Annotated in this window: 18 protein-coding genes and 4 pseudogenes; 12 read left to right on the top strand and 10 right to left on the bottom strand. The window is 39.1% G+C overall.

Annotated elements, in window-relative coordinates; translation table 11 throughout:
- The first annotated feature begins 178 nt into the window (after nucleotides 1–178).
- The 4 genes from HII17_RS14645 (at nucleotide 179) to HII17_RS14630 (ending at nucleotide 6049) form a co-directional block, all read left to right on the top strand.
- On the top strand, nucleotides 179–2368 hold the full coding sequence (locus tag HII17_RS14645; protein ID WP_169076089.1) for a winged helix-turn-helix domain-containing protein: 2190 nt from the start codon (nucleotides 179–181) through the stop codon (nucleotides 2366–2368).
- Nucleotides 2369–2561: 193 nt separating this feature from the next.
- Nucleotides 2562–3296, top strand: a complete 735-nt coding sequence (locus tag HII17_RS14640) for a substrate-binding periplasmic protein (protein ID WP_169076088.1) — start codon at nucleotides 2562–2564, stop codon at nucleotides 3294–3296.
- 311 nt (nucleotides 3297–3607) lie between these two features.
- Nucleotides 3608–3982: a hypothetical protein gene (locus HII17_RS14635; RefSeq protein WP_169076087.1), complete on the top strand. Its 375-nt coding sequence runs from the start codon at nucleotides 3608–3610 to the stop codon at nucleotides 3980–3982.
- Between the two features lie 87 nt (nucleotides 3983–4069).
- The gene (locus tag HII17_RS14630; RefSeq protein ID WP_169076086.1) at nucleotides 4070–6049 is read left to right on the top strand and encodes a TonB-dependent receptor plug domain-containing protein; all 1980 of its coding nucleotides are present in this window, start codon (nucleotides 4070–4072) and stop codon (nucleotides 6047–6049) included.
- A gap of 437 nt (nucleotides 6050–6486) precedes the next feature.
- Here the strand turns inward: HII17_RS14630 and HII17_RS14625 are convergent, their stop codons facing one another.
- From HII17_RS14625 to HII17_RS14615, 3 genes are all read right to left on the bottom strand, one after another.
- Nucleotides 6487–7644, bottom strand: a complete 1158-nt coding sequence (locus HII17_RS14625; RefSeq protein ID WP_169076085.1) for a helix-turn-helix domain-containing protein — start codon at nucleotides 7642–7644, stop codon at nucleotides 6487–6489.
- Between the two features lie 156 nt (nucleotides 7645–7800).
- A complete protein-coding gene (locus HII17_RS14620) occupies nucleotides 7801–8502 on the bottom strand; it encodes a DUF4386 domain-containing protein (protein ID WP_169076084.1) in 702 nt (233 codons plus the stop codon).
- A 204-nt stretch (nucleotides 8503–8706) separates the two neighbouring features.
- Nucleotides 8707–9600, bottom strand: a complete 894-nt coding sequence (locus HII17_RS14615) for a DUF2306 domain-containing protein (RefSeq protein WP_169076083.1) — start codon at nucleotides 9598–9600, stop codon at nucleotides 8707–8709.
- Nucleotides 9601–10032: 432 nt separating this feature from the next.
- On the opposite strand from HII17_RS14615, the gene HII17_RS14610 reads away from it, so the two are divergent.
- The gene (locus tag HII17_RS14610; RefSeq protein WP_169076082.1) at nucleotides 10033–11061 is read left to right on the top strand and encodes a helix-turn-helix domain-containing protein; all 1029 of its coding nucleotides are present in this window, start codon (nucleotides 10033–10035) and stop codon (nucleotides 11059–11061) included.
- Nucleotides 11062–11166: 105 nt separating this feature from the next.
- Nucleotides 11167–12279, top strand: coding sequence for a nuclear transport factor 2 family protein (locus HII17_RS14605; RefSeq protein ID WP_169076081.1), 1113 nt, complete (start codon nucleotides 11167–11169; stop codon nucleotides 12277–12279).
- Nucleotides 12280–12445: 166 nt separating this feature from the next.
- Here HII17_RS14605 and HII17_RS19125 read toward each other — a convergent pair.
- The 4 genes and pseudogenes from HII17_RS19125 to HII17_RS14585 form a co-directional block, all read right to left on the bottom strand.
- Nucleotides 12446–12669 (bottom strand): annotated as a pseudogene (locus HII17_RS19125) (endonuclease III); the annotation flags it as partial.
- A gap of 37 nt (nucleotides 12670–12706) precedes the next feature.
- Nucleotides 12707–13936 carry a Vgb family protein gene (locus tag HII17_RS14595; protein WP_169076079.1) on the bottom strand — a complete coding sequence of 410 codons (1230 nt, stop codon included), beginning with the start codon at nucleotides 13934–13936 and terminating at the stop codon, nucleotides 12707–12709.
- A 223-nt stretch (nucleotides 13937–14159) separates the two neighbouring features.
- Nucleotides 14160–14396 (bottom strand): annotated as a pseudogene (locus HII17_RS14590) (endonuclease III); the annotation flags it as partial.
- A gap of 71 nt (nucleotides 14397–14467) precedes the next feature.
- Nucleotides 14468–15367, bottom strand: a complete 900-nt coding sequence (locus HII17_RS14585; protein ID WP_169076078.1) for an AraC family transcriptional regulator — start codon at nucleotides 15365–15367, stop codon at nucleotides 14468–14470.
- A gap of 179 nt (nucleotides 15368–15546) precedes the next feature.
- Here HII17_RS14585 and HII17_RS14580 point away from each other — a divergent pair, with 179 nt between their 5' ends.
- From HII17_RS14580 to HII17_RS14570, 3 genes are read left to right on the top strand one after another with little or no spacing between them, the layout of a single operon-like run.
- On the top strand, nucleotides 15547–16497 hold the full coding sequence (locus tag HII17_RS14580) for an SDR family oxidoreductase (RefSeq protein ID WP_169076077.1): 951 nt from the start codon (nucleotides 15547–15549) through the stop codon (nucleotides 16495–16497).
- 29 nt (nucleotides 16498–16526) lie between these two features.
- On the top strand, nucleotides 16527–17249 hold the full coding sequence (locus HII17_RS14575) for a fibrobacter succinogenes major paralogous domain-containing protein (RefSeq protein WP_169076076.1): 723 nt from the start codon (nucleotides 16527–16529) through the stop codon (nucleotides 17247–17249).
- Nucleotides 17250–17257: 8 nt separating this feature from the next.
- Complete coding sequence (locus HII17_RS14570) at nucleotides 17258–18028, top strand: alpha/beta fold hydrolase (protein WP_235938793.1); 771 nt, start codon at nucleotides 17258–17260, stop codon at nucleotides 18026–18028.
- 18 nt (nucleotides 18029–18046) lie between these two features.
- Here the strand turns inward: HII17_RS14570 and HII17_RS19120 are convergent.
- Nucleotides 18047–18292: pseudogene (locus tag HII17_RS19120) on the bottom strand (endonuclease III); the annotation flags it as partial.
- A 209-nt stretch (nucleotides 18293–18501) separates the two neighbouring features.
- On the opposite strand from HII17_RS19120, the gene HII17_RS14560 reads away from it, so the two are divergent.
- From HII17_RS14560 to HII17_RS14550, 3 genes are all read left to right on the top strand, one after another.
- Nucleotides 18502–19182 (top strand): response regulator transcription factor, encoded by a 681-nt coding sequence (locus tag HII17_RS14560; RefSeq protein ID WP_169076074.1) that lies wholly within the window; start codon nucleotides 18502–18504, stop codon nucleotides 19180–19182.
- The gene (locus tag HII17_RS14555) at nucleotides 19179–20561 is read left to right on the top strand and encodes a histidine kinase dimerization/phospho-acceptor domain-containing protein (protein WP_169076073.1); all 1383 of its coding nucleotides are present in this window, start codon (nucleotides 19179–19181) and stop codon (nucleotides 20559–20561) included. The genes HII17_RS14560 and HII17_RS14555 overlap by 4 nt, the downstream gene beginning before the upstream one ends.
- Before the next feature lie 174 nt (nucleotides 20562–20735).
- The gene (locus tag HII17_RS14550) at nucleotides 20736–23915 is read left to right on the top strand and encodes an Lcl domain-containing protein (protein WP_169076072.1); all 3180 of its coding nucleotides are present in this window, start codon (nucleotides 20736–20738) and stop codon (nucleotides 23913–23915) included.
- An 89-nt stretch (nucleotides 23916–24004) separates the two neighbouring features.
- On the opposite strand, the pseudogene HII17_RS14545 reads toward HII17_RS14550, so the two are convergent.
- Together HII17_RS14545 and HII17_RS14540 are read right to left on the bottom strand one after the other, a co-directional pair.
- Nucleotides 24005–24253, bottom strand: a pseudogene (locus tag HII17_RS14545) (endonuclease III); the annotation flags it as partial.
- Between the two features lie 67 nt (nucleotides 24254–24320).
- Nucleotides 24321–25403, bottom strand: coding sequence for a threonine aldolase family protein (locus HII17_RS14540; RefSeq protein ID WP_169076071.1), 1083 nt, complete (start codon nucleotides 25401–25403; stop codon nucleotides 24321–24323).
- Nucleotides 25404–25434: the final 31 nt, after the last annotated feature.

Genomic DNA, 25434 nt, shown 5'->3' with positions numbered 1-25434 from the left:
TGTTTAATGAGTAGTTAACCTAAACAAGGGGAGAGTAAGAATCTTGAATTTCCCCTGACTTTTACCTGACTTTTTTATGATTATTTAAAATATCATTACTTATCAATGGTTTGCCTATTTGTATTGCATTGGTTTCAGGTTTATCCTATTGGCGCTATTCTTATAAATCAGGGGACGTATGGCACAGCAATATTGGATTGGTGGTTTTTATATTGATTTATCACGTAATCAAATCACTCAAAATAATGAGTCAAAAAAGCTCGCCCCAAAAGCGTTGTCACTTCTCACTTATCTAGCTCAGCATCAAGGAAGTGTGGTTAGCCAAGATGAACTTTTGGCGAAAGTTTGGCAAGGTTCAGTGGTTTCTCCCAATACATTGCAACGAAGCATTGCTCAACTAAGAAAAGCACTAGGTGATGACGGGAAGGTTCAGGTTTATATTAAAACTCATGCCAAAAAAGGTTATAGCTTAGAGTGTGATGTTCGTTGGAACCAAGAGGTAATAGCGCAAGAAGAAAAGGCACCTGAAACTACTGCAATAGAGAACGCTAAGTTTGAAACAGATGCCGCTTTCAACAACGCAAATAATTCAGTAGCTCATTCAACAAATCAATCTAAAGCCCAATCATCAACATTAAGTGCTCAATTTCGTTTGCTAATTTTAGCCATCGTAATCACATTTTGTGTGTTTATCGTTTTACAATTTCCCACATCAGGACAAACACCTAGTCTGAAAATAGGAGAAATACGAGCACTCACCGCTACCGATAATAAGGAGCTTGCTGGCATTTATTCGCCCGATGGAAAATACATTGTTTTTCACCGCTATTCGAATGAATTTTGTAGTAATAATATATGGGCGAAAGATATTGAGACTCAGCAAGAATTTCAATTGACGCAGAACTTAAATTCTTATGGCGCCCACAGCTTTTCGAAAGACGGTAAGTCATTAGCGTTTGTCCAGTCCGAAACATGTACTGCGCCAGTTACGCAAAAAAAATGCTATTACTTAATGAACTTAGACTTTGAAAAAGCACTTATAGCACCTCAAAAACCAACGGTATTATTGGAATGTAAAAACTCGGAAATAAGAAAACCACAATGGCTGACCAACAATACTATCGCGTTATTGCAAAAAACCACCGATCGTTGGAAGTTGATCAGCTACTCAATAACCGATAATGAAAGTGAAACGCTTTATCAACTTGAGGATGGTGATCTTGTAGACTTCGACTACTCTGCTAAACATGATTTTTTTGCGCTTTTTAGTACGCAAAGTGATGGCAGTTATTATATCAACATACTAAAGCCAGACGGAAAACTCGTATCTAGTAATCAAATAATTTATCCGCCGGAAATAGCACCATTTAAGTATGTATATCCCAATTTTTCACCGTTTGAAAACCAACTTATATTTAGTACTGGGCGTCAGTTGTTTACTTTGTCTTATGACGGACAAGTAAAAAATATTAGCTTACCTATTGATGAAGCAATGAGCTCGCCCGTGTTTCACCCAGATAACAAAAGATTGCTAGCGATTAAGGGGCAATACGATAGTGATGTTATATCTTTGTCATTAAAAACCATAAAAAAGGCAAGTGTAAAGAATGATGACCACTTTGTTATAGCGCGCTCGACATCAGGAGAGGACAACGGAATATTCAAACCAAATAGTGAGAAGATTGCTTTTAAGTCAGACCGCTCCGGTATAGATCAGCTATGGTTAACGGATGGCAGCACACCTCAGCAATTATCCCATTTTCCAATTGATACTTTCTTATATGAAGTGCACTGGTCTTTAGATGGTGAAAGCTTGTTAGCTAATGTTGATAAAGCGTTAGTACAGGTTTTTTTAGATGGCACTCGTAAGACATATGACTTTGAACATCAAATAGACACATTATTCGATTGGGATAGCGAGAAGGAAACGGCATTATCATTAGTAAGAATTAAAGGCGCAATAAAATTTGTGGAATTAAACCTCGCCGATGCAACAATGCGTATTTTGAACGATAAGCAAGTTAACTGGGCACAAAATACCAAAGATGGCGCAATTGTTTTTACCGATCATATGGATAGGTTTTGGCAATCCGGCTCGGTTGAAGATCAACTGATAGAAGAGTTAAAAGCGCAAGGTAGTGATAAGCGTTTTGTTATTCACAACAGCGACGTTGATGGCGACGAGATATATGGTATCAATGAAGACTTTCAGTTGTGGTCATATTCGTTACATGATGAAAGATTTAACGTTATTGGCGATGTACCTAAAAACCTTGATTACTTAACTGATGTAAATGGTACTGAAGTATTAATGACGCTAAGAATGATTGCCAGAAAAGAAGTGGTTGAACTATTGCTTGATGAATAAAGTAGTCGCGGATTTATTATTAGCTAGCAGTTAGCAAATATCAGACTACCAAATCAGAACATTAGGGGTGGGCTAATGACTACCGGGAAAATGGATTAAATAGATTGACTTTGGTGGGTATAAAGTGATGGTATGATGCAAGCGTATATAAAGTAAAGGAGCTGCTTTTCTTTGAAGTTTAAGAGGTACTAAATTGAAAATTGCGATTATATTACTTGCTTTGTGTTCATTTTCATTAGCTGCTGAACAGTTGCAGTTTGTTGCTGAAGACCTTCCTCCTTATCATTTTAAAGATAAGCATGGTCAAACTAAAGGGGCGTTAGTAGACATAGTTAACGCTGTGGCTAAACTAGCTCAAGTTGACTACACCATAGAGCTTTATCCATTTGCACGTGCTTTTCGACTATTAAAAGCTAAACCTAATGTTTTGATGTTTTCACTACTAAAAAGTCCAAGTAGGGAGCCAAACTTTATTTGGTTAGGTAAAATTTTTCACAATAGTGCCTACTTGGTTTCATCAACAGAAAGTACATATCAACTAGCCAATTTATCGGACGCTAAACAATATTCTGTTGGTACCATTCGAGGCTACTTTAGCGAAGGATATCTAAGAAAATCAGGCTTTAACGAAGGAGAAAATTTATCATTAAGCGTAAAATATCAAGATTTATGGCAAATGTTATTTAATGGTCGCATAGACTTTGTTTTAACCAATACGCTTTCTTTAAATAACGAACTAAACAAACTTGGATACAAAACAGGTGACGTTAAACAAGTGCTTGAACTGATAGATTTTCCAAGTGAGCTGCACCTAGCAGCAAACTTATCACTGACTCCTACAACGGCCAAAGCTTTGGAACAAGCATTAAAAACGGTTATCGCTAGTGGAGAATATCAAAGAATATTAACTCAATGGGGATTGCGCTAACCGCTAATTCAATGAAAGTTTTGGCGATAGTGGCATTTGACTAACGATTGATTTATGCCTTCATTTTGTACTTTTAACAGACCTACTTGCTTTAGCTCTCTTAAATCTACAGCAAATTTAATGCGGAATAAGATGTGGCTGAGGTGAGTTCCATTGTTATATTCGGGCAGCTAAATCGATAGAAGATAAATTTGTAGTGCTAACAAATTTGACAGAATAGTAGTTGGTATTATCTGAATTCCTATTTATCTTTCTCTTCATTTGTACTTGAAAAAATCATACAATAACGGCGATTTCGATAAGACTTAACTATGCAAAGACCACTTTCTAAATTGCTGCTTATGATAACTATGCTAATTGCCTTTGTCGGGCAAACTATGGCGTATCATTTTATGGCTTCATATGACAGCAGCTTAGAACAGCATATTGAAATACCGCAGAAAACCATTATTAACGATAATAGTAGCGCTAACCCGTCAGAAAGTATTGATGATTGTTGTGAAGTTGAGTGCTGTGAAAGCGATTGTATTTGCCCTGCGAATGCATGTGCTTCAATCGCGTATTTAGATAGTCGTCTTCTTTTGTCTGATATTATGGTTCTAAGCGAGCCTTTATTGTCTTTAGCAACAAAAGATACGTATTTTATTGCCTCCCCTTTTTATCGGCCACCAATTTTTACCTCTTAAGGCACTTCTGCCTACATTTTAAACTTATTTAATTTTTCTTGTTAATTGTGAAAATATCGCAATTTTTAGCATTGATTGAGGTAAAAAATGCTTGGTAAATATTCTAAAACAGCGCTTGCGGTGCTGTTGGCACCTTCAATTTCTTACGCCAGTGAAGGGGAACATCACGACGACCATCATGAACATGATGAAAATAAGATTGAAAAAATCCAAGTGACAGCATCGCGTCTTGGCCGTATTGTCACTGAGTCAGCAACGCGAACTGAGATTATCAACGGGGAAGAAATTCAAGAGAAAGCGTTAATGCGACCAGGCAATATATCTATGCTAGTTGCTGAAACAGGCGGAGTCCGTGTACAAAATACCTCTCCAGCATTAGGCGGTGCTAACATTCGGTTGCAAAGTTTATATGGCCGCTATACACAATTGCTCAGTGATGGTTTACCGCTTTATGGTGGTCAAACTACCTCTATTGGCTTATTACAAATACCGCCAACTGATCTTGCCAATGTTGAAATTATCAAGGGCTCGGCATCGTCATTATACGGTGGCTCTGCGCTAGGCGGTGTGATTAATTTAATTTCTCGTACACCATCAGATGAACTTGAAGGTGAAGTGCTTTTAAATGCTACTTCAAAAAATGGCCAAGACATCACTTCTTATTTGGCTTCGCCGATAAATGACGCAATCAGTGCATCAGTCACTGCTGGGGTACATAATCAAGAACAACAAGACCTAGATGATGATGGCTGGCTAGACATGGCTGAATACCAACGAGCAACCATTCGTCCACGATTATATTGGGAAAGCGAAAGCGGCGCTAATTTGTATTTAACCTTTGGAGCGATGTTCGAGGAACGAGAAGGTGGCACGGAAGAGGGCGAAACCTTACCTGACGGAAACCCGTTCATACAAAGTCAGGATTCTAAAAGAGTAGATACTGGCTTTATCTTTGATCAACAATTGGGTGATGTGATTAACCTCAATGTTCGTGGTTCTGCTATGCGCCAAGCGCATGATCATATTTACGGTTTGGTAGAAGAAAATGATACGCATGACAGTTATTTACTTGAATCGAGTGTGTCAGGTTACAGCGATGATACCGCTTGGCTTGTTGGGGTAGCTTATCAATCAGACCGATTCGACTCGGAAAGTTATTCAGCATTTAATTATCATTATCAAGTACCAGGTTTATTTTCCCAAGTCGACTATGAAGCCAGTGACGAAATTTCAATGTCAATTAGTGCTCGTACAGATTGGCATAGTGAATATGGTACGCAATTTAGCCCACGTATCTCGGTGTTATTCAAGCCCGAAAGTTGGATTGTCCGGGGCTCCTACGGGCAAGGTTTTTATGCCCCAACCCCGTTCATTGAAGATATAGAAGATGTTGGTCTATCACGTTTAGCACCACTTGATAACCTAAAAGAAGAGCAGGCAACTACGGCATCTATCGATATTAGTTATGTCGTTGATAGTATAGAAGCGAGTGTGACCCTATTTGCATCAGATGTTGATAATGTTACTGAGCTTGAAGTAATTAACCCGCTAGACACGCAGTCAGATAAACAAGTGCGCATCGTAAATGCATCTGATCAAAGTGAAATTAGAGGCGCTGAATTGCTGCTGCGTTATCGCTGGCGCGATATAAAGTTAACCGGCAGTTATTTATTTACAGATGCCACTAAGCAGGGTGACGCAGGTTTTGGACGAGAGCCACTTGCATTGACGCCTAAGCATTCTGCAGGAGCGGTGATAATGTGGGAAGAACATGGAAGTCATTTAGTAGGGTTTGAAGCCTATTACACAGGAACACAACACTTAGAGGGCAACCCATATCGAGAAAGAAGTGAAGCATATTGGCATTTGGGGTTACTTGGCCAAATTACCGTGGGTAGAGTGAGTTATTTCGTAAATGCAGAAAACTTACTTAATGTACGTCAAACCAAAGAAGAGTCTTTGCTGTTACCAATGCAAGACCCAAGTGGACGTTGGACGACAGATATTTGGTCTCGTAATGACGGCTTTACTGTTAATGCGGGCATTCGAATTCAATTTGGACACTAGAGAGTTTTAGTACAACAGGGGAGTATAATGGGAGGCGACACAATGTCGTCTCTCAAAATCCGAATAGAGCTATTGAGTTTTTTGTTGTTCTGCTCTTAACTAAATGGTATTGAGTTAGTTTTCTATATATTAAATTCTTTCAGTTAAGCCATTTCCTGATGAGCAGTTTGATGTGTTTCATGCTGGCAAGTTAATACCTTCAACCCACAGAGATAGTTTTGCAGTTTGGAGCTAAAGAAACTCAAGTAATCAGTTTTATGGCGTCTGTATTTAAACTATTGAGTAGCTACTCTTGATTTTTCACGCCAGTGGAATATTTTGCTTCGTTTTAAAAGCAAAATAGAAATAAGCGATAAGCCTCTGGAGCTTAAGCAATATATAATGACAGAACTGGTTTGATACGCTATACCTCAGCAATCCTACATGTTGGCTTTTATTCAATGGGGATTTCTTTCGAGCAATGACTTCCTATACGCTGATGGCGTATGCCCTACAAGCTTCTTGAAGGTAGTATTGAAGGTAGTCTTGGAATTAAAACCAACATCAAAGGCAATATTAGTGATTAGCTTGTCGCTACTTTGCAAAGCTACCTTTGCTTCTTCTATTCGAAAGCAATTAACAAATTGAAAAAATTTGGTGCCCATAAATTGCGAGAGTGTTTCTGAAATATGATTTTCACTTTCAGAGATAGATTCAGATAGTTTGTTCAACGACAAATTATCTTGCAAAAACAGCTTATCTACTTTCATAGCATGTTCAAGTTTTGATGCGATAAATTGCATTTTCTCAACGCTAAGTAATGCAGATCTAGTCTGAGTTTTATTCGGTTGAATATCATGAGGCAACCCCTTTTCAGAATCAGTAAGCATTTTCTGGTTGAGTGCCTTTTGAACAAAAATCGCTAGCGCAATTACTTCTAAAATAGGCAACAATATACCAGAGCCAAACCAACGCCAGCCTAGAGCACTAAGTGAAAACTCTACCGCATACATTAACCATACAGCTCCCCAAATTAATAGCACGGGTCTAAACCACTCTAATGATCGTTGTTCTATTTCAGAAAAGCGCTCCATAAGTTGCTGACGGTGCCCATTATGAAGTTTTAATGAGGCAACTAGGTATAGCAGTGTGTAAAAAATAAAAACAATGGTGGTGAACAAGCAGGTAAATACGGCAATTTTCCAAAGTTCTGGGTCCCTCGTTGAGGGCATTGCTAAAGCAACTTTTTCGGCAGGGCTGATCATTAAAATAAAAGGCAGCATACCAAGAATTACAATTACAGGCCCTGACAGAGCCAAAATTATCATACGCTTATTGGTGCCTTTATCAGGTGACATAGAAGCATGCGCGTAAAAATAAAGAGCCGCGCCCAGTAAAACCCTAAACGGTATGTGGACACCAACTAAACTAGGTGCATAAACAAATGCGCCTGAATATACATACAACTCCCCAGCCGAGTGTATCAGCAATAGTAACAATAGGCCTTTTAGGCATGCGCTTTGTCTATCGTTTGGCCTTTTAAACACCTCTAGCAATGCAAGTAATGTTATTCCCATAATGCAGGAATAGAGAACTGTAGGTAAAATGTGGACCATGAAACTACCAAACGAAACTTTATAACTTTGAGATTATAAAACTATATTCTAGCTGAATCCACATGTCATCAAACGGCTACTTTAGTGGTCTTCTAGCACAATGGTGAAGTTACTGCGTATCGAGATAAGTTCGTCATTTTCTGGTTTGCTCTCTTACTATGGGGTTACGGAGATACCTTTAAACATAAGCCATAGACCAATAGATAATTCAAATAGTGCGCCGGGCGCCATCGCATAAGCCAACTCTGAAGGCGCATTGTGCACAGCAATATTAATAAAGCCATAAGCGACCATTGTTGCGTATGTAATCATACCCCATACGGACAAAGCTCGTGGAATATAACGAGAAATGTAGAAAAGATAACAATAGGCGATGCCGCCAATTCCCATAATAAACAGCAAAATGTCATAGCTAACGCCATACAAATTAGCAAAAAATCTCGCTAATCCTTGCAATTGAGTTGGCTCAAACGCTTGTAGGTATTCGGCGCCAGTTAAAAACAGTAATACCGTCAATATAAACATAATGGCAACACAGCCTAAAAGTGCTTCACCAAACCTAAAGATTAGTCCGAACAGGGCAAGATTTTTATTCACCGGTTTTAATAGGACGTATAACGCCCAAGAAAGTACCATCACTAAGACAAACATTAGAAATTCGATAGCAATAGCAACCCTAAAGGTACCTTCTTGACCCATAAAGTTTTCAGCAGCATTTGCGTTTTTTAACAATGTCCCAAGGTCAAAAATCATCGTTGGAAACGTCGCGATAATAATAATTAGCGCGTAAGTTACCCCAGCAATTTTTGTATAGTTATTTTTAATGCTTGGCTTTGCAATAGTTGAGGTTTTGGCCATTCCGTTTTTCTTTTAGTTATTCAAGAACTGTCGGTAATTTGCCTTGTTTCACAACAGTTGTCGTTCAAATGGGCCTATTCGTACGTAAATTTTTAGATGTTTTGCAGTTTTCTCAAGCGTCAACATAAAGGCCAATGTGTAATGGTTTACAAAACGTGAACCATCACACATTGGTTTATTAGTTGTACGTTTACAGAATGTTAGCTATAAACTTATAGGCTCGCCTGACACGATGTTTAATAGAAAAGGTGTATAGCCGACCATACCCAGAATCATCAGTATGGTGATAACAAATAACAAGCCACTGGTTATGTATTTAACGCTGTTCACGCGTTTTTCATTCGCGTAAAAATATAGCTGCAATACGATTAACGGTAAAACATAACAGCCGAATGTCCACATATAAAAGAACGGGTCGCCAAAAGCAGGGTTCATGCCCAGCATGTTTCCTGTTACGAGATAGCTAAATGTACCAAGCCTCAAAGTGTATTGAGCATTTGAAACAAAAAATAAGCGCATCGCCCATTTTCTATGGGTAGCAATTTCTCTTTTAATTGCTAGGCGCACGGTTAAATATGCAAAGCTTAATATTAAAAAACCATTAATCGTTGTACCAATTTCAGAAAGACCGATTGGTTCAGGGTTTCTTATCCACACTAAATAAAAACCAGACAAGGCCAGGCAGAAAACTGTTGTGAGATAGGCATAACCATTAAATTTATGAAATTTTGGGAAGTTATTTCGAATTTTGGGAATTAGTTGCAATGCCCCACCAAAAGCCACAATACCGGCGCCAATTGCGTGGGCAGCAAATACAATATTACCTGAAGAGTCTCCTTCGCGGTATGGTGTAACACCAAAGCGCTCGAACACAACATTCCAATATTCCATGTTATCGTTTATCACTGAGACTCCGTAAAATCCCATAATGTAATAAAAGAAAAACCACTGACCTATCAAGGTGGTTACAAACCAAAACGTCGTCGTGTATTTTAATGACTTATTTGCTAATGACTTATTTGTTAGTGATTGCTTAGCAAAGTCGGAATTTTCTCTTTCTAAATCAAATCCAAAATCAGCATTGTGTGTATTGCCCATTTTACTGTCCTATTTTCTATTCCAATGCTGAGCATTATGAAAAAATGATTGATCGAGTTCGCTCAAATGGGCCCATGCGAACGTATTTTTTTGAATAATTGAAATAAATTGGCTTTTTGCGCATTGTCGCTGTGAAGCTTTTTCCTTTTTAACACGCTTTAAACCCATTGCAATTGTCATCACGGAGCGACTAGTAGAATTGGCCAGCTGCAAGATAAGAATAGTAGGTGTCAAACAAGAGGGGAGAAATGTCTGCTTGTTTTTAGCAGAAAGGAGTACCCCCTTATTTCTGCTATGGTCAATGGCACTCGCAGAACTTTAAGTTGTGTACATAGATTAATGATTAATTTGTAAATGCTTTGGCAAATAGACTTTTCTTTTTGCCCAAAGTAGACTGTTTTTATTGGATGATTAGGAATTATAAACGGTAAAATGAATAGTCAGATACTTTTTTTCTTTAGTGCGTTGGGTGCTTTCAACGGACTACTGCTGACAACCTACTTACTTTTTTCCAAACCCGCAACTATTCAGCGTCGTTTACTAGCGATGTTAATGTTGGCAATTAGTTTACGCGTTACCAAATCAATTTGGTTTTACTTTGACCCAGATATAGGTAAACAGTTCTTGCAGTTGGGGCTGTCAGCATGTTTCTTGATTGGTCCATTTCTTTATCTATATATTGTTAGCCAAGTGTCCACATTAGAAAAATTAAGGTTTAACTGGAAGTTACATCTAGGTTTATTGCTCAGTTTGGTTATTGGAATTGGAATTTTGTACCCTTACCAATCGAATGTTGCACTGTGGGGATGGGTATATAAAGTGATTAATATCACTTGGGGTATATATATAATAGTGGCGGCGATTCAATTATTTCCAAAAGCAGCTGCCTGGCGCAGGGAAAACACTAGGTGGTCAAAAGAGCAATTACTGTGCATTAACGTATTTGCAGGTACAACGATTATTTGGCTTGCTTATTTTACTGCATCATATACTTCTTATATCGTAGGTGCTCTGTCATTTTCGCTTATATTGTACGTGTCACTTTCACTTTGGTTTATTTCGCCTAAAAGTCTCAAACTGTCTGAACAGGCATATGGAAATAAAAAAATTAACCAGGAAGTGGCAGTGCAACTCGAAAAACGTTTGAATGAGCTAATGAACAACGAACAGCTATACAAAAATGCCAATTTAACCTTACCGACTTTGGCTAAAAAACTTCAAGTGTCAGTTCCCCAGTTATCGCAATTGTTAAACGATAATTTGAATAAGTCGTTTGCTTTATTTGTTAATGAATTGAGGATCCAAGAAGCGAAAAGGCTATTAGTTGAAAACTCCCACATGACCATGGAATTGATCTCTGAGGCTTCTGGTTATAATTCCCAATCTACTTTTTATTCATCATTTAAACATTTTGAAAATATAACACCAGCACAATATCGCAAACGGCATAGTGCCTTATAAGTACTCTGAAATTATAATTTCGTATTACGGATTTATTCTATCCTAGTGTTTTATAATGTGTTTTTCCTTAATTTATTGGAATGTAAATTGACGGAGAAAAAGCAAATGAAACACTTACTTTTATTTTTTATCATGCTAGTAAGCCTAGTAGCGAATGGGCAAACCCAGAGTCCATACTACCTCGAAATAACACAAACATTGCAAAACTATATCCACGGAACATCGTACAATGATCCTGATTTGATTAAGCGAGCGTTTGCTGAAGACGCTCAGTTATTGCTCAGTAAAAAAAACCAAGAAATGTGGCTTGTCAGTCCTGCTGAATATGCCTCCTGGTTTAAAAAGAGCGGTAAAAATAACGGCAGGGTAGGTGAGGTTCTGTCTATTGATGTCGAAGGGGATATTGCTACAGCCAAGGTTGAAATTTTAATACCTGAAAAGTCGATGCGTTATATTGACATGTTTTTATTAAAAAACTTATCAGGTAATTGGAAAGTAGTGAGTAAAGCAGCGACAAGCCAATTGGCACAACGAAATGGAAAAAGAATATTATTTATTGTTTCCAATGCGCATTTTCACGGCAATTCAACACTGCCTACAGGTGTTAGTTTTTCCGAAATTGTGAAAGCTTACGATACATTTAAAAACGCAGGTTACACGGTCGACTTTGTTAGCCCCAAAGGTGGCGCTATTCCTCTGGCATACATAAATACATCGGAAAAAATACATAAGCGCTACCTTTATGATTCGGACTTTATGCACGCGATTAAACATACTAAGAAACCCAATCAAATTGATCCTGCTAATTACTTAGCCGTTCATTATGTTGGCGGTGGCAATGCTATGTATGGTGTTGCTGATAATATAGAGATACAAAATATAACGATGACTATTTACGAAGAGCACAGTGGTATAGTGTCGTCTGTTTGTCACGGAACAGCAGGTATTGTTAATTTAAAAACGAAAGATGGGGATTATTTGGTCTCAGGGAAGCGTATTTCAGGTTACCCAGACTCATATGAAAACCAGTCACGCGCTTACTTCAAGGAATTTCCTTTTTTAATTCAGAAAACAATCGAAAAAAGAGGTGGTCAATTTCTCTATTCTGATAGAAATACAGCTCATGTAGAAGTTGATGGACGTATAGTTACTGGACAAAATCACCTGTCATCTTCGCTTGTGGCAAAAAAAATGATTGAGGTTTTACAAAATAAATAGGTTTTTTCCTTGGCATATTCAGTTTGAGTGAGTAATCGTAATTAAAATGCCGAAGCGCATTCTACGACAACACTGACTTATGCCAAGGTAACTACTTTTTTGAAAACCCTAGCCAATTATCGTGGCTTAGAAAATACTTTTTTAACTACTCAGTCTTACCCTTAAACTAACACATTTCTTCAGTAAAACAGCTACCACACTTAAGTTTTCTCGCGGTGCAGGTATAGCGCTCGTGCAAGATTAGCCTGTGGTGAACATCAACTTTAAATTCTTTCGGTACTACTTTTAATAACTTGTTTTCCACTTCAACCGCGTTTTACCCATGGCAAATTTAGTACGGTTGGATACGCGGTCGATATGGGTATCGACAGCGATTATCGGCCGATCGAAATATAATTAAACTAGATGCCGACAAGCTACATTTGAGCTATTTAGACCAAGTTATTTCAGCTAATTGATTTGTCGCCGTTTGGTGAATAATTAAGCCTTTATTGCCCATTCTCATATGCCTAATTAGTCCAGCATAAACCCCTTCTTTACTGGGAATTTGCCAGCTCTGCATTGTTTCTGTGGTGAGATCAAACCTGACCAAGGTTTCTGGTCTTTTTGCCGATTCATTAAACCAAATAGCACCATCAGCATATTCAATTGCATAAGGGTGGCTATCGCTGCCGCTTGGGTTATCCCATTCTGTTATTTTGCCAGTTGTTGGGTTGTATCGACCTAATTTACCCATGCCAGAATTAACATAATAGACCATGTCATCAGGTGTTATAGCAAGGCGTCTAGTGTGAGTATTTTCACCCGGCAATTTTATCTCTGTTAATGCCATTGTATTTTTATCGACTTTAACTAAACAATTAGAGCCGTTACAAGAAACCCAAGGTGTTCCAGTAGAATCAACCTTTATACCGTATGGTTTAGATTTTTTGGTTGGTAATGATACTAATCGAATATCACCACTTTTAGGGTCTAATTTACCTATCATATTACTGTGTTGCAGCGTAAACCAAAATATTCCTTTATGGTCGAAGACCCCTGTGTGAGGGTCGCGTGCATTTTCATCCGGCATGTTAAATACTTGGAATTTTTTGGTATCGAGATCCAAATATCCTACCGTGCCATTTTTATTTCCTAAGAACCATGGCGTAAGGTTTTCATCTAATGTGACACTGTGCGGGTAGGTACCAGCTGGCAGCGTATATTCCTTCATTTCTCCACTGATGGGGTCAAGGCGTCCGAGAATATTTCCCCATTGTCCTACCCACCATATAATGCCGTCTTTGCCTTGCACAGGATCACGTGCGCGTTGACCCAGAGTTGGTACTTGCCAGTAGTTAAACTGAAGTTTGAAATCACCGTCGACAACTTGAGAGGCTCGCTTGTTATTAACAGGGTATTTATTGGCTAGAAATTCACCCAATTCAGCTGAGAGCTGAGAGTTAGTATTATTTACCATATAGGAAACAAGCTTTTCCCAATGGGCTTTACTGTAACCAGAGCTGCGCTTGAGGTTGCTTACTCTATGACAAGTTGAGCAAAGTTGCTCTGTAATTTGCTCTTGTTCACTGCTAACAGCTGGCGTTGGTGAGATTGCGACGATTAGTGATAACGCAGCTGGTATAATGTTAATTATGGACAGTTGTTGTTGTTTCATAAGTTCACGTTAATTTGATGGCGTTATAAATGGATTATCAAAAAATATAACTGATTTGATATCGAGAATCAGTCAATTAAATGCTTAATACGCATTTTCCACTTTAAACATATCCCCCTTGAAATGGTCAAGTTATATTTTTAGTGCAGGTATAAGCTTACTTTAAAGTAACATTAAGGGGGTTGGGGCTTTGTATTTATGCACAGTAAGGGACAAATATTTATTACTCAGTCTTCTCTTTAAACTCACACAGGTCTTCAATTAAACAAGCACTACACTTCGGCTTGCGGGCATTACAAACGTAGCGACCATGAAGAATAAGCCAGTGGTGAACATCGACTTTAAATTCTTTTGGGACCACTTTTAAAAGCTTCTGTTCAACTTCTACTACGTTTTTACCCATGGCGAATTTAGTGCGGTTGGATACGTGTTCGATGTGGGTATTGACAGCTATAGTTGGTCAGCCAAAAGATAATAAAGGTAGATGTCAACTGAGCAGTGTGAAATTAGAAAATAATATAGCTAATTGATTTACGATAATGCCGACCTTTCAATTCGTTCTTTTGATTTCGCCCACTGCTTGGGTGATAAGCCATACATTCTTTTAAATTCACGACTGAACTGAGATGAACTTATATAGCCAACATCCATTGCTGCGACATTTACATTAGCGCCTCCGGCAATATTCATTGCAGCGTGATTAAGTCGCATCGACTTTACAAATTGAATGGGAGACATATTAGTGGCTTGTTTAAATTTACGGTGAAACACAGCACGGCTCATGCCTACTTCGTCAGCTAAGTCGTCAATAGTGATTGTTTCGGTTAAATGAGATGATAAAAATTTAATAGAGCGAGCTATTTCATTGCCAATACCAAACGCACGCGTAAACGAGTTACCCGCTTCTCCTGTTAAAATTGCATAATAAAGTTCGCGTAAGCGACTTTTTCCAAGAATGGCTAAGTCCATTGAATGCTCTTCTAGTAATAACAATCGATAAAGTGCATCGGTAAAACTTTCGTCCCAAATTGCGGTTGTCACACCTTGTGGACTTGCCGCACTTGTAATTTTTTGAGAAGAGCCTCTGTTGCTTTCCATTTCTAATGCCACCTCTGTCATCAATCTTGAATCAAGAGAAATATATGCGCCTAGTAGCGGGTTTTCTAGTGAGGTTTCAGGTGTACCAGTTTCAATCGGCATCGACATGGTACAGCATATATATTTGCTGTTGTCGTAACGGTGTTTGTTACCTCCCCATATCGCTTCTTTACCACCTCGAACTATTGCCGTTATGGATGGCTGATAAACTGCGGGGGCACATTGAATTGGTTCGGTTATTTTAAATAATTGCAAACCCTGTATGCGCGTTTCTATCATACCGTTTGTTGTTATTTTCTTGTCAATGATGTGTTCTATGAGCTTTTTATTCATAAACATAACTTATTATCTAACTTGACCATTTTAGCTAAAGTTAACGCTAATAACGGTATGTATCAACTCGGTGATACAAATAGGCATGTTTTAGCGAGTATTCCGCCTATTTAAGTTGTCGGTGTGAGTTTATAGTGCATCTATTATAAACATTCTTGTTAAACCAATAGGGGTAGCCCATGACCCATGAAAATCAATTTGGCCGAAACGGCTGGACGCCTGATCAGTTAAGTTCTTTAAAAGGTAAAACTTACTTAATTACTGGCGCTAATACAGGAGCAGGATTTCAAGCTTCACGCATATTGTTATCTAAAGGTGCGCAGGTGGTGATGTTAAACCGTAACCCTGCTAAATCAAAAGCTGCAATCTCTGAGTTAAAGAAGGAGTTTGGTAGTGAAACGATGGTTAGCTTTATAACTATGGATTTAGCCGAGCTTGCCTCAGTTCGAAAAGCGGCATTAGAAATTTTAGACAAAGTACCGCAAATCGATGTACTCATTTGTAACGGTGCTATTGCACAAATAGCCCAACAGCAACTAACCGTAGACGGTTTTGAAAGTCAGCTAGGCGTAAATCACTACGGCCACTTTTTATTGTCTGGTTTATTGTTTGAAAGACTAGAAGAGTCAAAAGGTCGTATTGTTGTAGTGTCTAGCGAAGGTCATAAAATGGGGCTTAAAAGCATGCAGTTTGATGATATGAACTGGGATAAAAACTATCATCCTAATAAGGTTTATAGCCAAAGTAAGCTAGCGCAAATGATGTTTGCCTATAAGCTACAAGACAAGATCAAACAACATAGTAAAACGGTCGAGGTTTACGTTTGTCACCCAGGGGCATCTAATACGTCACTAATTCGTGAAAGTGCCAATATGGCAACGCGACTGTCTTGGTCAATTATGGTGAAGTTAGGGCTGGTACAATCGGCTGAAAAAGGCGCATATCCAGAAGTGATGTGTGCAACGGCTAATGACCTTGAACAAAGAGCTTATTACGGCCCAACGGGACTATTAAACTTTGGTGGCCCTGTAGGCGAGTGCAAACTTGAACCATTTGTTTTAGACGATGAGGTGTTAACTAAGTTGTGGACGCTGTCTGAAAAAGCAACATCGCATAATTGGCCTATTTAGATCATTGAACTTATTAGAAGGCAAAGGTTATGAAAACACTAATTTATATGATCGGAATAAGTATGATAATGACAACATCACTAGTTCGTAGCTCAACAGAGGAGCTAAATAGCTCGCTTGAAACTCAATTAAAAGATAAATCGTCAGACGGTAAAGTGCTAGATAGTGAAGGGAATGAATATCGCACCGTAATCATAGGCAATCAAACTTGGTTAGCGGAAAACTTAAGAGTAACTAAGTTTCAAGACGGCTCAAAAGTTAGCACTGGTTTTATACCCGATGACGATGAAAGTCTGCTTACTAAATATGGCCGCCTTTATAATTGGAAAGATGTTAGCGATAAACGCAACCTTTGCCCTGACGGCTGGCGGGTAGCCTCTGACGAAGATTGGCAAGAGTTAGAAAAATCCATTGGTATTGAGGAGTTGGAGCTAAATACGCTAGGCTGGCGAGGTAAAGACGACACTGCTATTACATTAAAAGCACATCAGCCAGATACGTTATTTAAGCAATTTGACCAGTCAATGGTCAATAAATACAATTTCTCAGCAACACCAGCTGGAGTAAAACTAGGAAATTGGTACATCACACAAGGAATGTATACCGAATTTTGGACCAGTACAAACGCTAGTGAAAAAGAGGCGCTTGCTAGAACGCTCGCTTATTCTTGGTGGAACTCACATAAAGGAGAAATACGCCGAGCGACATTAAATAAGTCTTATATGTTTTCGGTTCGATGTGTAAAAGATTAGGAAAGTGTATGACCGCCAAGAATGTAATTGTCCAAGTTGTGAGCACCACAATTTCAATAAAAATAGTGCTACTGACACTTTTATTAGTGACAGGTTGTGCTAACTCGGGGGTAAAATCCTCGCCATATCAAAAAGATAAAGAACTCGTTGTGCTTGCTCATGGATTAGGCCGAAGTGACTGGGCCATGTGGCGGCTAGAGCAAAGATTAGAAGGCGCAAACTATCGTGTGTGCACACTAGATTATGCAACCATAGGTGAAAGTATTGACAGAGTTTTAACTGAAACTAGCAAACAAATAGATGCATGTTTGCAAAATGCCAGCAAAGCACATTTTGTTGGACACTCTCTTGGAGGGTTGGTTATTAGAGCTTATTTGCAACAAAACAAAGACATCTTAACGAAACAAAATGTCGGTGAAATCGTATTGATGGGAACTCCCAACAAAGGCAGTGAGCTAGCCGATTATTTAAGTGATTCGTGGTTAATGAAAATAGGTGGAGAAATAAGCAGTGCACTTGTTACTGGTGAAAACAGTTTGGGCCATAATCTAGAAGAACTAGATGTTAATTTAGGTATTATTGCAGGGACCAAACCCTCTAACCTAACCAGGGAATATTTCATCGGACCAAATGACGGGTTGGTCTCTGTAGAGTCTACAAAGTTAAAAAGTATGAGTGACTTTATAAAGATAGAAGTTACTCACACTCAGATGCGATATAACTTGGAAGTCGCAGAACAAACTATTCACTTTTTAAAACATGGTGAATTTAAACATTAGTATATGTTTGTGTAATGCTTACTCTGTCTTATCTTTAAACTCACACAAATCTTCAATTAAACAAGCACTACACTTCGGCTTGTGGGCAGTACAAACGTAGCGACCATGAAGAATAAGCCAATGGTGAACATAGACTTTAAATTCTTTCGGTACTACTTTAAATAACTTGTTTTCCACTTCAACCACATTATTACCCATGGCGAATTTAGTGCGGTTGGATACGCGTTCGATGTGGGTATCGACAGCTATAGTGGCCAGCTGAAAGATAATTAAGGTAGATGGCGAGGTTGATAGTTCAGATATTCCAAATAATAATCACTGTACCTAGTTGCACTATTTAAAAATTGTTGATACACCTTCATCTTCTCCTCATGTTGGCTTGTATATATTTGAAGGTATGTGAGGAAATTTTTAAAGTTAAATACTAGTTGAAAAATTTTATCACTAATCCTTTATCGTTGAAGAGCAGTAAGATGAAATTACTATTGGTTGAAGATTCCGAAGCGCTGTCTAGGGCTGTTATTAAAGCGTTGAAAGCGTCAGGGTTTGCGGTAGACGCAACTGACAATGGCTCTGAAGGTTTATGGATGGCGTTAGAGAATGATTATGACGTTATTATTCTTGATATTATGCTACCTGGGTTAGATGGTCGAGAAGTGCTTAAAAAATTGAGGGAAGCTAACAATGAATCGCCAGTATTATTTTTGACAGCGAAAGACTCTATTGAAGATAGAGTCGCTGGTTTGCGATTAGGCGCTGATGATTATCTAGTTAAATCATTTGCTATCGAAGAACTTATTGCGAGAGTTGAAGCGCTTGCCAGACGAAAGTACCAAGCCCGATCTCCAAAATTAACGGTTGGTGATTTGATCTTAGACCGTTCAGCTAAAACCGTAACGCGTGGAGCGCAAAATGTGTCATTGTCCCCTCAGCTGTTTTCTTTGTTAGAGTACCTTATGTTGCATGAGGGAAGTGTTATTTCTCGTCCCCAGATAGAAGAGCATATTTATGATGAGCAAATATCTCCTATGAGCAATGTGGTTGATACTGCAATATGCGCTTTAAGAAAAGCGATTAATACATCAAAAAGCAACGCTGCACTTATTCATACTCGTAGAGGCATGGGTTACGTAATTAGTGCAATAAAACCATGAATAGTATCCGCTCTCAGCTTTTAATTTGGCTGATCCCTAGCTTTATTATCATCGCGTTTTTAGCAGGGACAACATTGTACTTCTCTGAAAAGCGCAGGCTTAATGATAGCCTTGATAATGAACTCAATAAGCTCGCTCGCGCGGTTCAGCTAGCCAATAAAATGCCAATGCCTCCTCGAAGATTTGGTGGAGTGATGAGGGAGTCAAGCAATATTGCCGAAAACACTGAACGTCTTCTTAACGATGGAGATTTTGTGTTTTATTTGCAAGCTTGGGATGAAACAGGAGCTACATTAAGTAAGTCTGAAAATCTTGGGGAGCATCAGTTTAGCTACTTAAAAGAACCGCATCAGCAAAGACACTACAATAGTCAGTTAACCTCCGGTGAAGATATTCGCATGCATTCTTTTACAATGAGGACTGGGCCCATAAGCGATAAAATAACCGTTTCAGTTGCAATAACTAAAACAGAAGTTAATCAACAATTAGCTATTCTCACTTATAAATTGATAATAGGTGGCGTGTTTTTTTGCTTTTTACTATCATTCGTGCTCGTTTTTACCATCAGAAAAACATTAACGCCGATACAATATTTGTCTGAAAAAGTAGCGGAAGTAGAGGCAGGTACGTTGCATAATAGGTTGGATATTGAAGGTGTGCCCACTGAAATCAATCCTTTAATCAGTAGGCTCAACCAATTGCTTGCAAGGTTAGAAAAAAGTTTTGAAAGAGAGCGCCAATTCAATAATGACTTGGCGCATGAATTACGAACCCCATTAGCAGCAATTCGCACAACCAGTGAAGTAGCAATGAAATGGCCAGAGCAATCATCTGTTGATGATTATCGATACATTGCTGAATCTTCTGCACAACTACAAAATACGATAGATAGCATACTATCTTTAGCTCGAATAGAGAACTCTGGCTCTGAAATACTCATCGAAAGGGTGAATGTCTCTACCATTATTGAAGAATGTATTGCTTTACAATCAACGCTTGTAAAAGAGCGAGGGATAATAATTGCTTTATCTTTGAATGAACAACATGTAATAGAGAGTAATCCTCACCTTTTGCGTATCATCATTTCAAACCTGATAAGTAATGCTGTTGAGTATGCACCTAAAAATAGTGAAGTCGTTTTGACTGGTAAAGAACGTCATTCACTTTTCACGACTACTAATCTTGCTCCTAATCTAGGCAAAAGTGACCTTTCGACTATGTTTGATCGTTTATGGAGAAAGGATAGTTCGCGAACGGGTACTAATCATGTTGGTTTGGGTCTTTCAATAGCGCATTCGGCTGCAACAGCAATATCGTTAAAGTTAACGGTAGAGCTAGATGATAAGCAAATGTTAATAATGAGTTTGACTGACGAATAAAACGAACAGTGGAGCTGTTTTATACTTCCATTAAAAGCCTATTAAATCATTTATTTTTGCATAACGATTCTCCATTTTAATATTAATTTACTATCCTCATCTTCCGCTCATCTTTCTTTAATTATTATCTCGATGTTAATGGCTAAATATTAAAAATATTGGATCAGTATTGTTATGAAAATAAGAGATAAAAAGACGTTTCTCGCGTTTTGTATTGCATCACCCTTACTTTTGCTGTCAGCCTGCGGTGGTGGAAGCGGCAGCAACAGCGTGAGTGAGGATGCTCAAGATAATACACCCGCAAAAACTACACCTACCGTTAATTTGTCGGTAAGCCCTGAAAGCATCTCTGTTGGTGAGAAGACCTTAATTGAATGGGAAACTAGCTCCGCAACAAGTTGTTCGGCTTCTGGTGCTTGGAGTGGTGACAAATCATTAGCAGGTAGTGAGGAAAGTGTGATATTTGAGGCTGCTGGAGCTTATGAATTTAAACTCACTTGCACTGGAGATGGAGGAACCACTGAGGCTGGAATTCAAGCAACAGTAACCGAAGATGATGCAGAGATTTCAGAAAAGTTTAATACGGGCATGGCTTTTCTCAATGATACTGGAATAACTTTTGGCTCAACTGAATCAAATAACGGCACTAACTGTAATACAACTATCACAGGCACCAATGGCTCGCTATTGGAACAAGATTGCGGTCAAGGAAGGAGCGCTACGATTAATTCCGATAGTGATGGTGATGGTGGTTTTGACCTTACCCGTATTAATGCCGATGGCAGTGTTTATAGTGGCAATGGAAACTACGCGTCTGAGCCCTGGGCATGTGTTCGTGATGATAGAACAGGCTTGCTATGGGAAGTAAAAACCAGAGATGGTGGCATCCACGACGCGAGTAATTTTTATCGTTGGGGGGGCTTAACGGCAAAAGACAGGGATAATGAAGATAGAGATGGTGATTACTATGATGACTGGAACAATCTGATTATCGCAACCAATGAGGAGAGCTTCTGCGGTTATAGCGACTGGAGGGTGCCTGATAATGCTCAATTTATGTCTTTAGTCAATTTTGGTAATGGCTTCGGTCCTAACTCATATAAAATTGATCAGGCCTACTTTCCCAATGCAACCGGTGACTTTTACTGGACTGCTTCTCCTTATCGGGGAGCGCATAGTGAATTTTATGCTTGGGCATTTCAATTAGCCTTTGGCAACAATAAAAATGTTCAGCGTTATCAGCCGTCGGCGCTGCGCTTAGTTAGGGTTATGGATCCTTTTGTTGATAGCGTAAAGCAAACACCTGATGAACGTTACAAAGTGCATAACGACGGTACAGTGACAGACTTAGCAACAGACCTTATGTGGGCACAATGTGTGGTCGGCGTTAGTGGTGTTAACTGTGATAATGGTGCTGCAGAGGCCATGGAGTGGGCATTCGCATTAGAGCATGCTCAAACTAGCGAGTTGGCCGGTTATAGTGATTGGCGTCTGCCCAATATTAAAGAATTATACTCATTAGTGGATTTCAACCGTGTTGAGCCAGCTATTAATCTGAGTGTTTTCCCTTCGACAACCGTAGATTACACTTGGAGTTCGTCTCCGATGATAGATTTTGCTCAGGATTCTTGGTTTGTAAACTTTAAAGCTGGCTTGAATTGGTTTAAAGGGCGTAGTTCTGAAATGTTGGTAAGGCTTGTGCGTAGCGGCTCTAGCGACAATGAATTAGCAAATATTGATCTTCAAGATAGTGCAGCGATTGTGATGGATGATGGCTTAGGCTCAATTGAGGGGGATACTTCTCCGGTTGATGTACATGCTCAAGTATTAATTGAAGAGCAAGGTTATACCGGCGACCCAACAACAGGACGTGAATTGCCTAACATTAATGATGATAAAGCTCAGCTTGGTAAAGCTTTATTCTATTCCAAACGCTTAAGTGGCGAGTACGACACCGCTTGTGCTTCATGTCATCACCCGACTTTAGGTGGCGGGGATAATTTGTCTTGGCCTGTAGGTTACGATGCTGTAGATGTATTCCATAACTTTTCTTCTAACACTTTGGGTTCTGGTCGTTATTTTAATGGTAGTGATTCAAATGAGCTAGCAGGGTACCCCGTGATTGGTCGTAATGCGCCAACGATATTTAACATTGGGCTAATGGATCGAGGTTTGTTTTGGGATTCGCGTATTGAAAGCGCAAGTAATAGCCTGGGTACAAGAGGTACCAATGCCGGTATTATTACTCCAGACTCTCCTAACTTTAACACCGTAGACAGTAATATTCCTGAAGGGGCTTCACTGGCCAATGCTCAGTCTCGTTTTCCAACGGTAAATCACAATGAAATGCGGGGTGATGAGCCATTAACAGGTGATGACAACCAAACTTATCGTGCAATGTTGGCAGCTCGCTTTGAAGGAGATGCAGAATGGGAAGCACTCTTTGAAACTGCCTATGGTGATTCGAGTATTAGTTTTGATCGCATTGCCGAAGCACTAGCCGCATTTGAAGAGTCTATGGTGTTTACCAATAACCGTTGGAAAGAATACGTTGCTGCTATAAACGGAGTTTCAGGTACAAACATTGATGTAATGACGCAAGATGAAAAAATTGGTGCGGTGCTGTTTATGACCGCAGGTGATGAGGGGGGCGCTGCATGCAGCCAATGCCACTCTGGTGATGCGTTTACCGATGAGAAATTTCATGCCATTGGGCTAGGGCAAGTAGGCCCTGGCAACGGCGACAGTTCAAGTTTCCCACCGGTGAATAACTCTGACTTTGGTCGTGCCAATATCTCGGGAGACGTGGGAGATACCTATCACTTTCGTACTTCACCATTATTGAATATCACAGAAACAGGACCTTACATGCATAATGGTAGTCTATCTACTTTACGACAGGTAATGGATGTTTATGGAAATCCGGGTGGAGCGATGAATGACTTACTTGGAATAAGCACCATTCTTAACGGCAATGCTACCTTCAATGAAATGGGTAATGCAGATTATTGTGAACTAACCTCAATTATCGATATTATGGATAAAACGGGCGAGACATGTGAGCAGGTTTATAACAATATGAATCCTGATGCATTTGATAATACGCGTATCTTGTTTCGACAAACGTTTGATGAAACCGTATCAAATTCACCTGCACCTGAAATTGATATTAACACCGAGCAATCGGAGAAAGTGATTGAGTTTATGAGGGCGCTAACAGATCCATGTGTAATAGACAGAGAATGTCTACAACCTTGGATTTTTGATTTGAGCAACTGGACAACTCATCCAGACTATAACGATAATCCTAATTGGATACTCATTGGTGAAGATAAAAACGGTAATATGCTCTGAACGAACAAGGTTTAACTGAATAAGAATATTTGAGCGTTAGGGAATTTATAACTTTCTAACGCTCTGTTTAATCCGCTTAAAAATAAACTTTACTCTACTTTGTCCTTAAACTCACACAAGTCTTCAATAATACAAGAACCACATTTAGGTTTACGCGCTGTACAGGTATAACGCCCATGAAGTATTAGCCAATGGTGAACATCAACTTTAAATTCAGCAGGTACTACTTTTAATAACTTGTTTTCCACTTCCAATACGTTTTTACCCATAGCGAATTTAGTGCGGTTGGATACGCGGTCGATATGGGTATCGACCGCTATAGTTGGCCAACCAAAAGATAATCAAAGTAGACGTCAATAAAAATCAGGTAAGGGCAAAAGCTACCTTTTTCATAGTTTGTGGCAATTAACTTATCATGTTATTTATCACTTCAATCAGCTCCTGATCTTGCCAGTCATCTAACGCGTCTCCTATTTGAATTTCAATACGAGAGTTATTGTCGTCTGTTTTAATAATTCTATCGAATAACCAAATCTTGTCACGTTTAGCGAGGGCAAGTGCTTTACGTTCTAATGCATCAGCCTCAATAGCTAGTTCAATTAAGAAACCATTACACTGCACTGGATTAGGAATAGCTTGAGGGCCGAACTTATGCTTAATTAAGTTGCTTAATTTGAGTGCTCGTTGATGAAATTCTGGAATTCTAGGTAAATAATTTTCTATTCCCCATAAAGCGGTCAATATATAAGGAAAAGCAGTAAACAGCTCTCCTCCTAATCGACTTCTCCAAGGCTCTAATTGCTCAATGAAGTCTGAATTTCCTGAAATGATTCCTCCTGCCGCTGCGCCGAGTGTTTTATATAAAGATATGTATACAGAATCTCCAAGTGCTGCAACTTCATCATATGGCCTATCATAATGGCACGCTGATTCAAAAAGTCTGGCTCCATCAATATGCAGTGGAATGTTATTTTCAATTGAGAATTGTTTTAAATAGATGAGCGATTCCCATGTTGGTAGTTTAAACCCAGCTCGCCTGGTCGGTAACTCTACGCATATAGTAGAGAGGTCTTTAGGTAGGTTTTCTATATCTTTGGGGTCAATCGCTTTATCAGGGTGTCCGAACATAACGGCGTCTAACCCTAACAGCTCTTTATAAGCAAATTTTTCGTCAACTTCCATATGAGATTGAGGGTGAATTGCCACTTTCTTGAAGCTAGAAAGTGAAGACCAATGCAGTAAAGCACTATGTTGGCCTATAGTGCCTTTGGGGACAAAAAGTGCACGTTCTTTACCTAGAATAGTTGCTATTTTTTGTTCAAGTAGCTCTATAGTTGGCCCTGTGCCAAATAGATCAATATTTAGATCAAGCCCTGAACTCTGCTCCATTCTTTCAATCCACTGCTTATGACTAAGCGGCTTGTGCCGAGTTAAGAACTTATTGCATTTAGACATCAATGGATGACCTAGTAAAACTCCTTTGTACATTCCGTTTCCTATTCCTATATGTGTAAGTTAG

The sequence above is a fragment of the Thalassotalea algicola genome (assembly GCF_012932965.1).
GTDB classification, from domain to species: Bacteria; Pseudomonadota; Gammaproteobacteria; order Enterobacterales; family Alteromonadaceae; genus Thalassotalea_F; species Thalassotalea_F algicola.
This window is presented reverse-complemented; position numbering and strand designations above follow the sequence as displayed.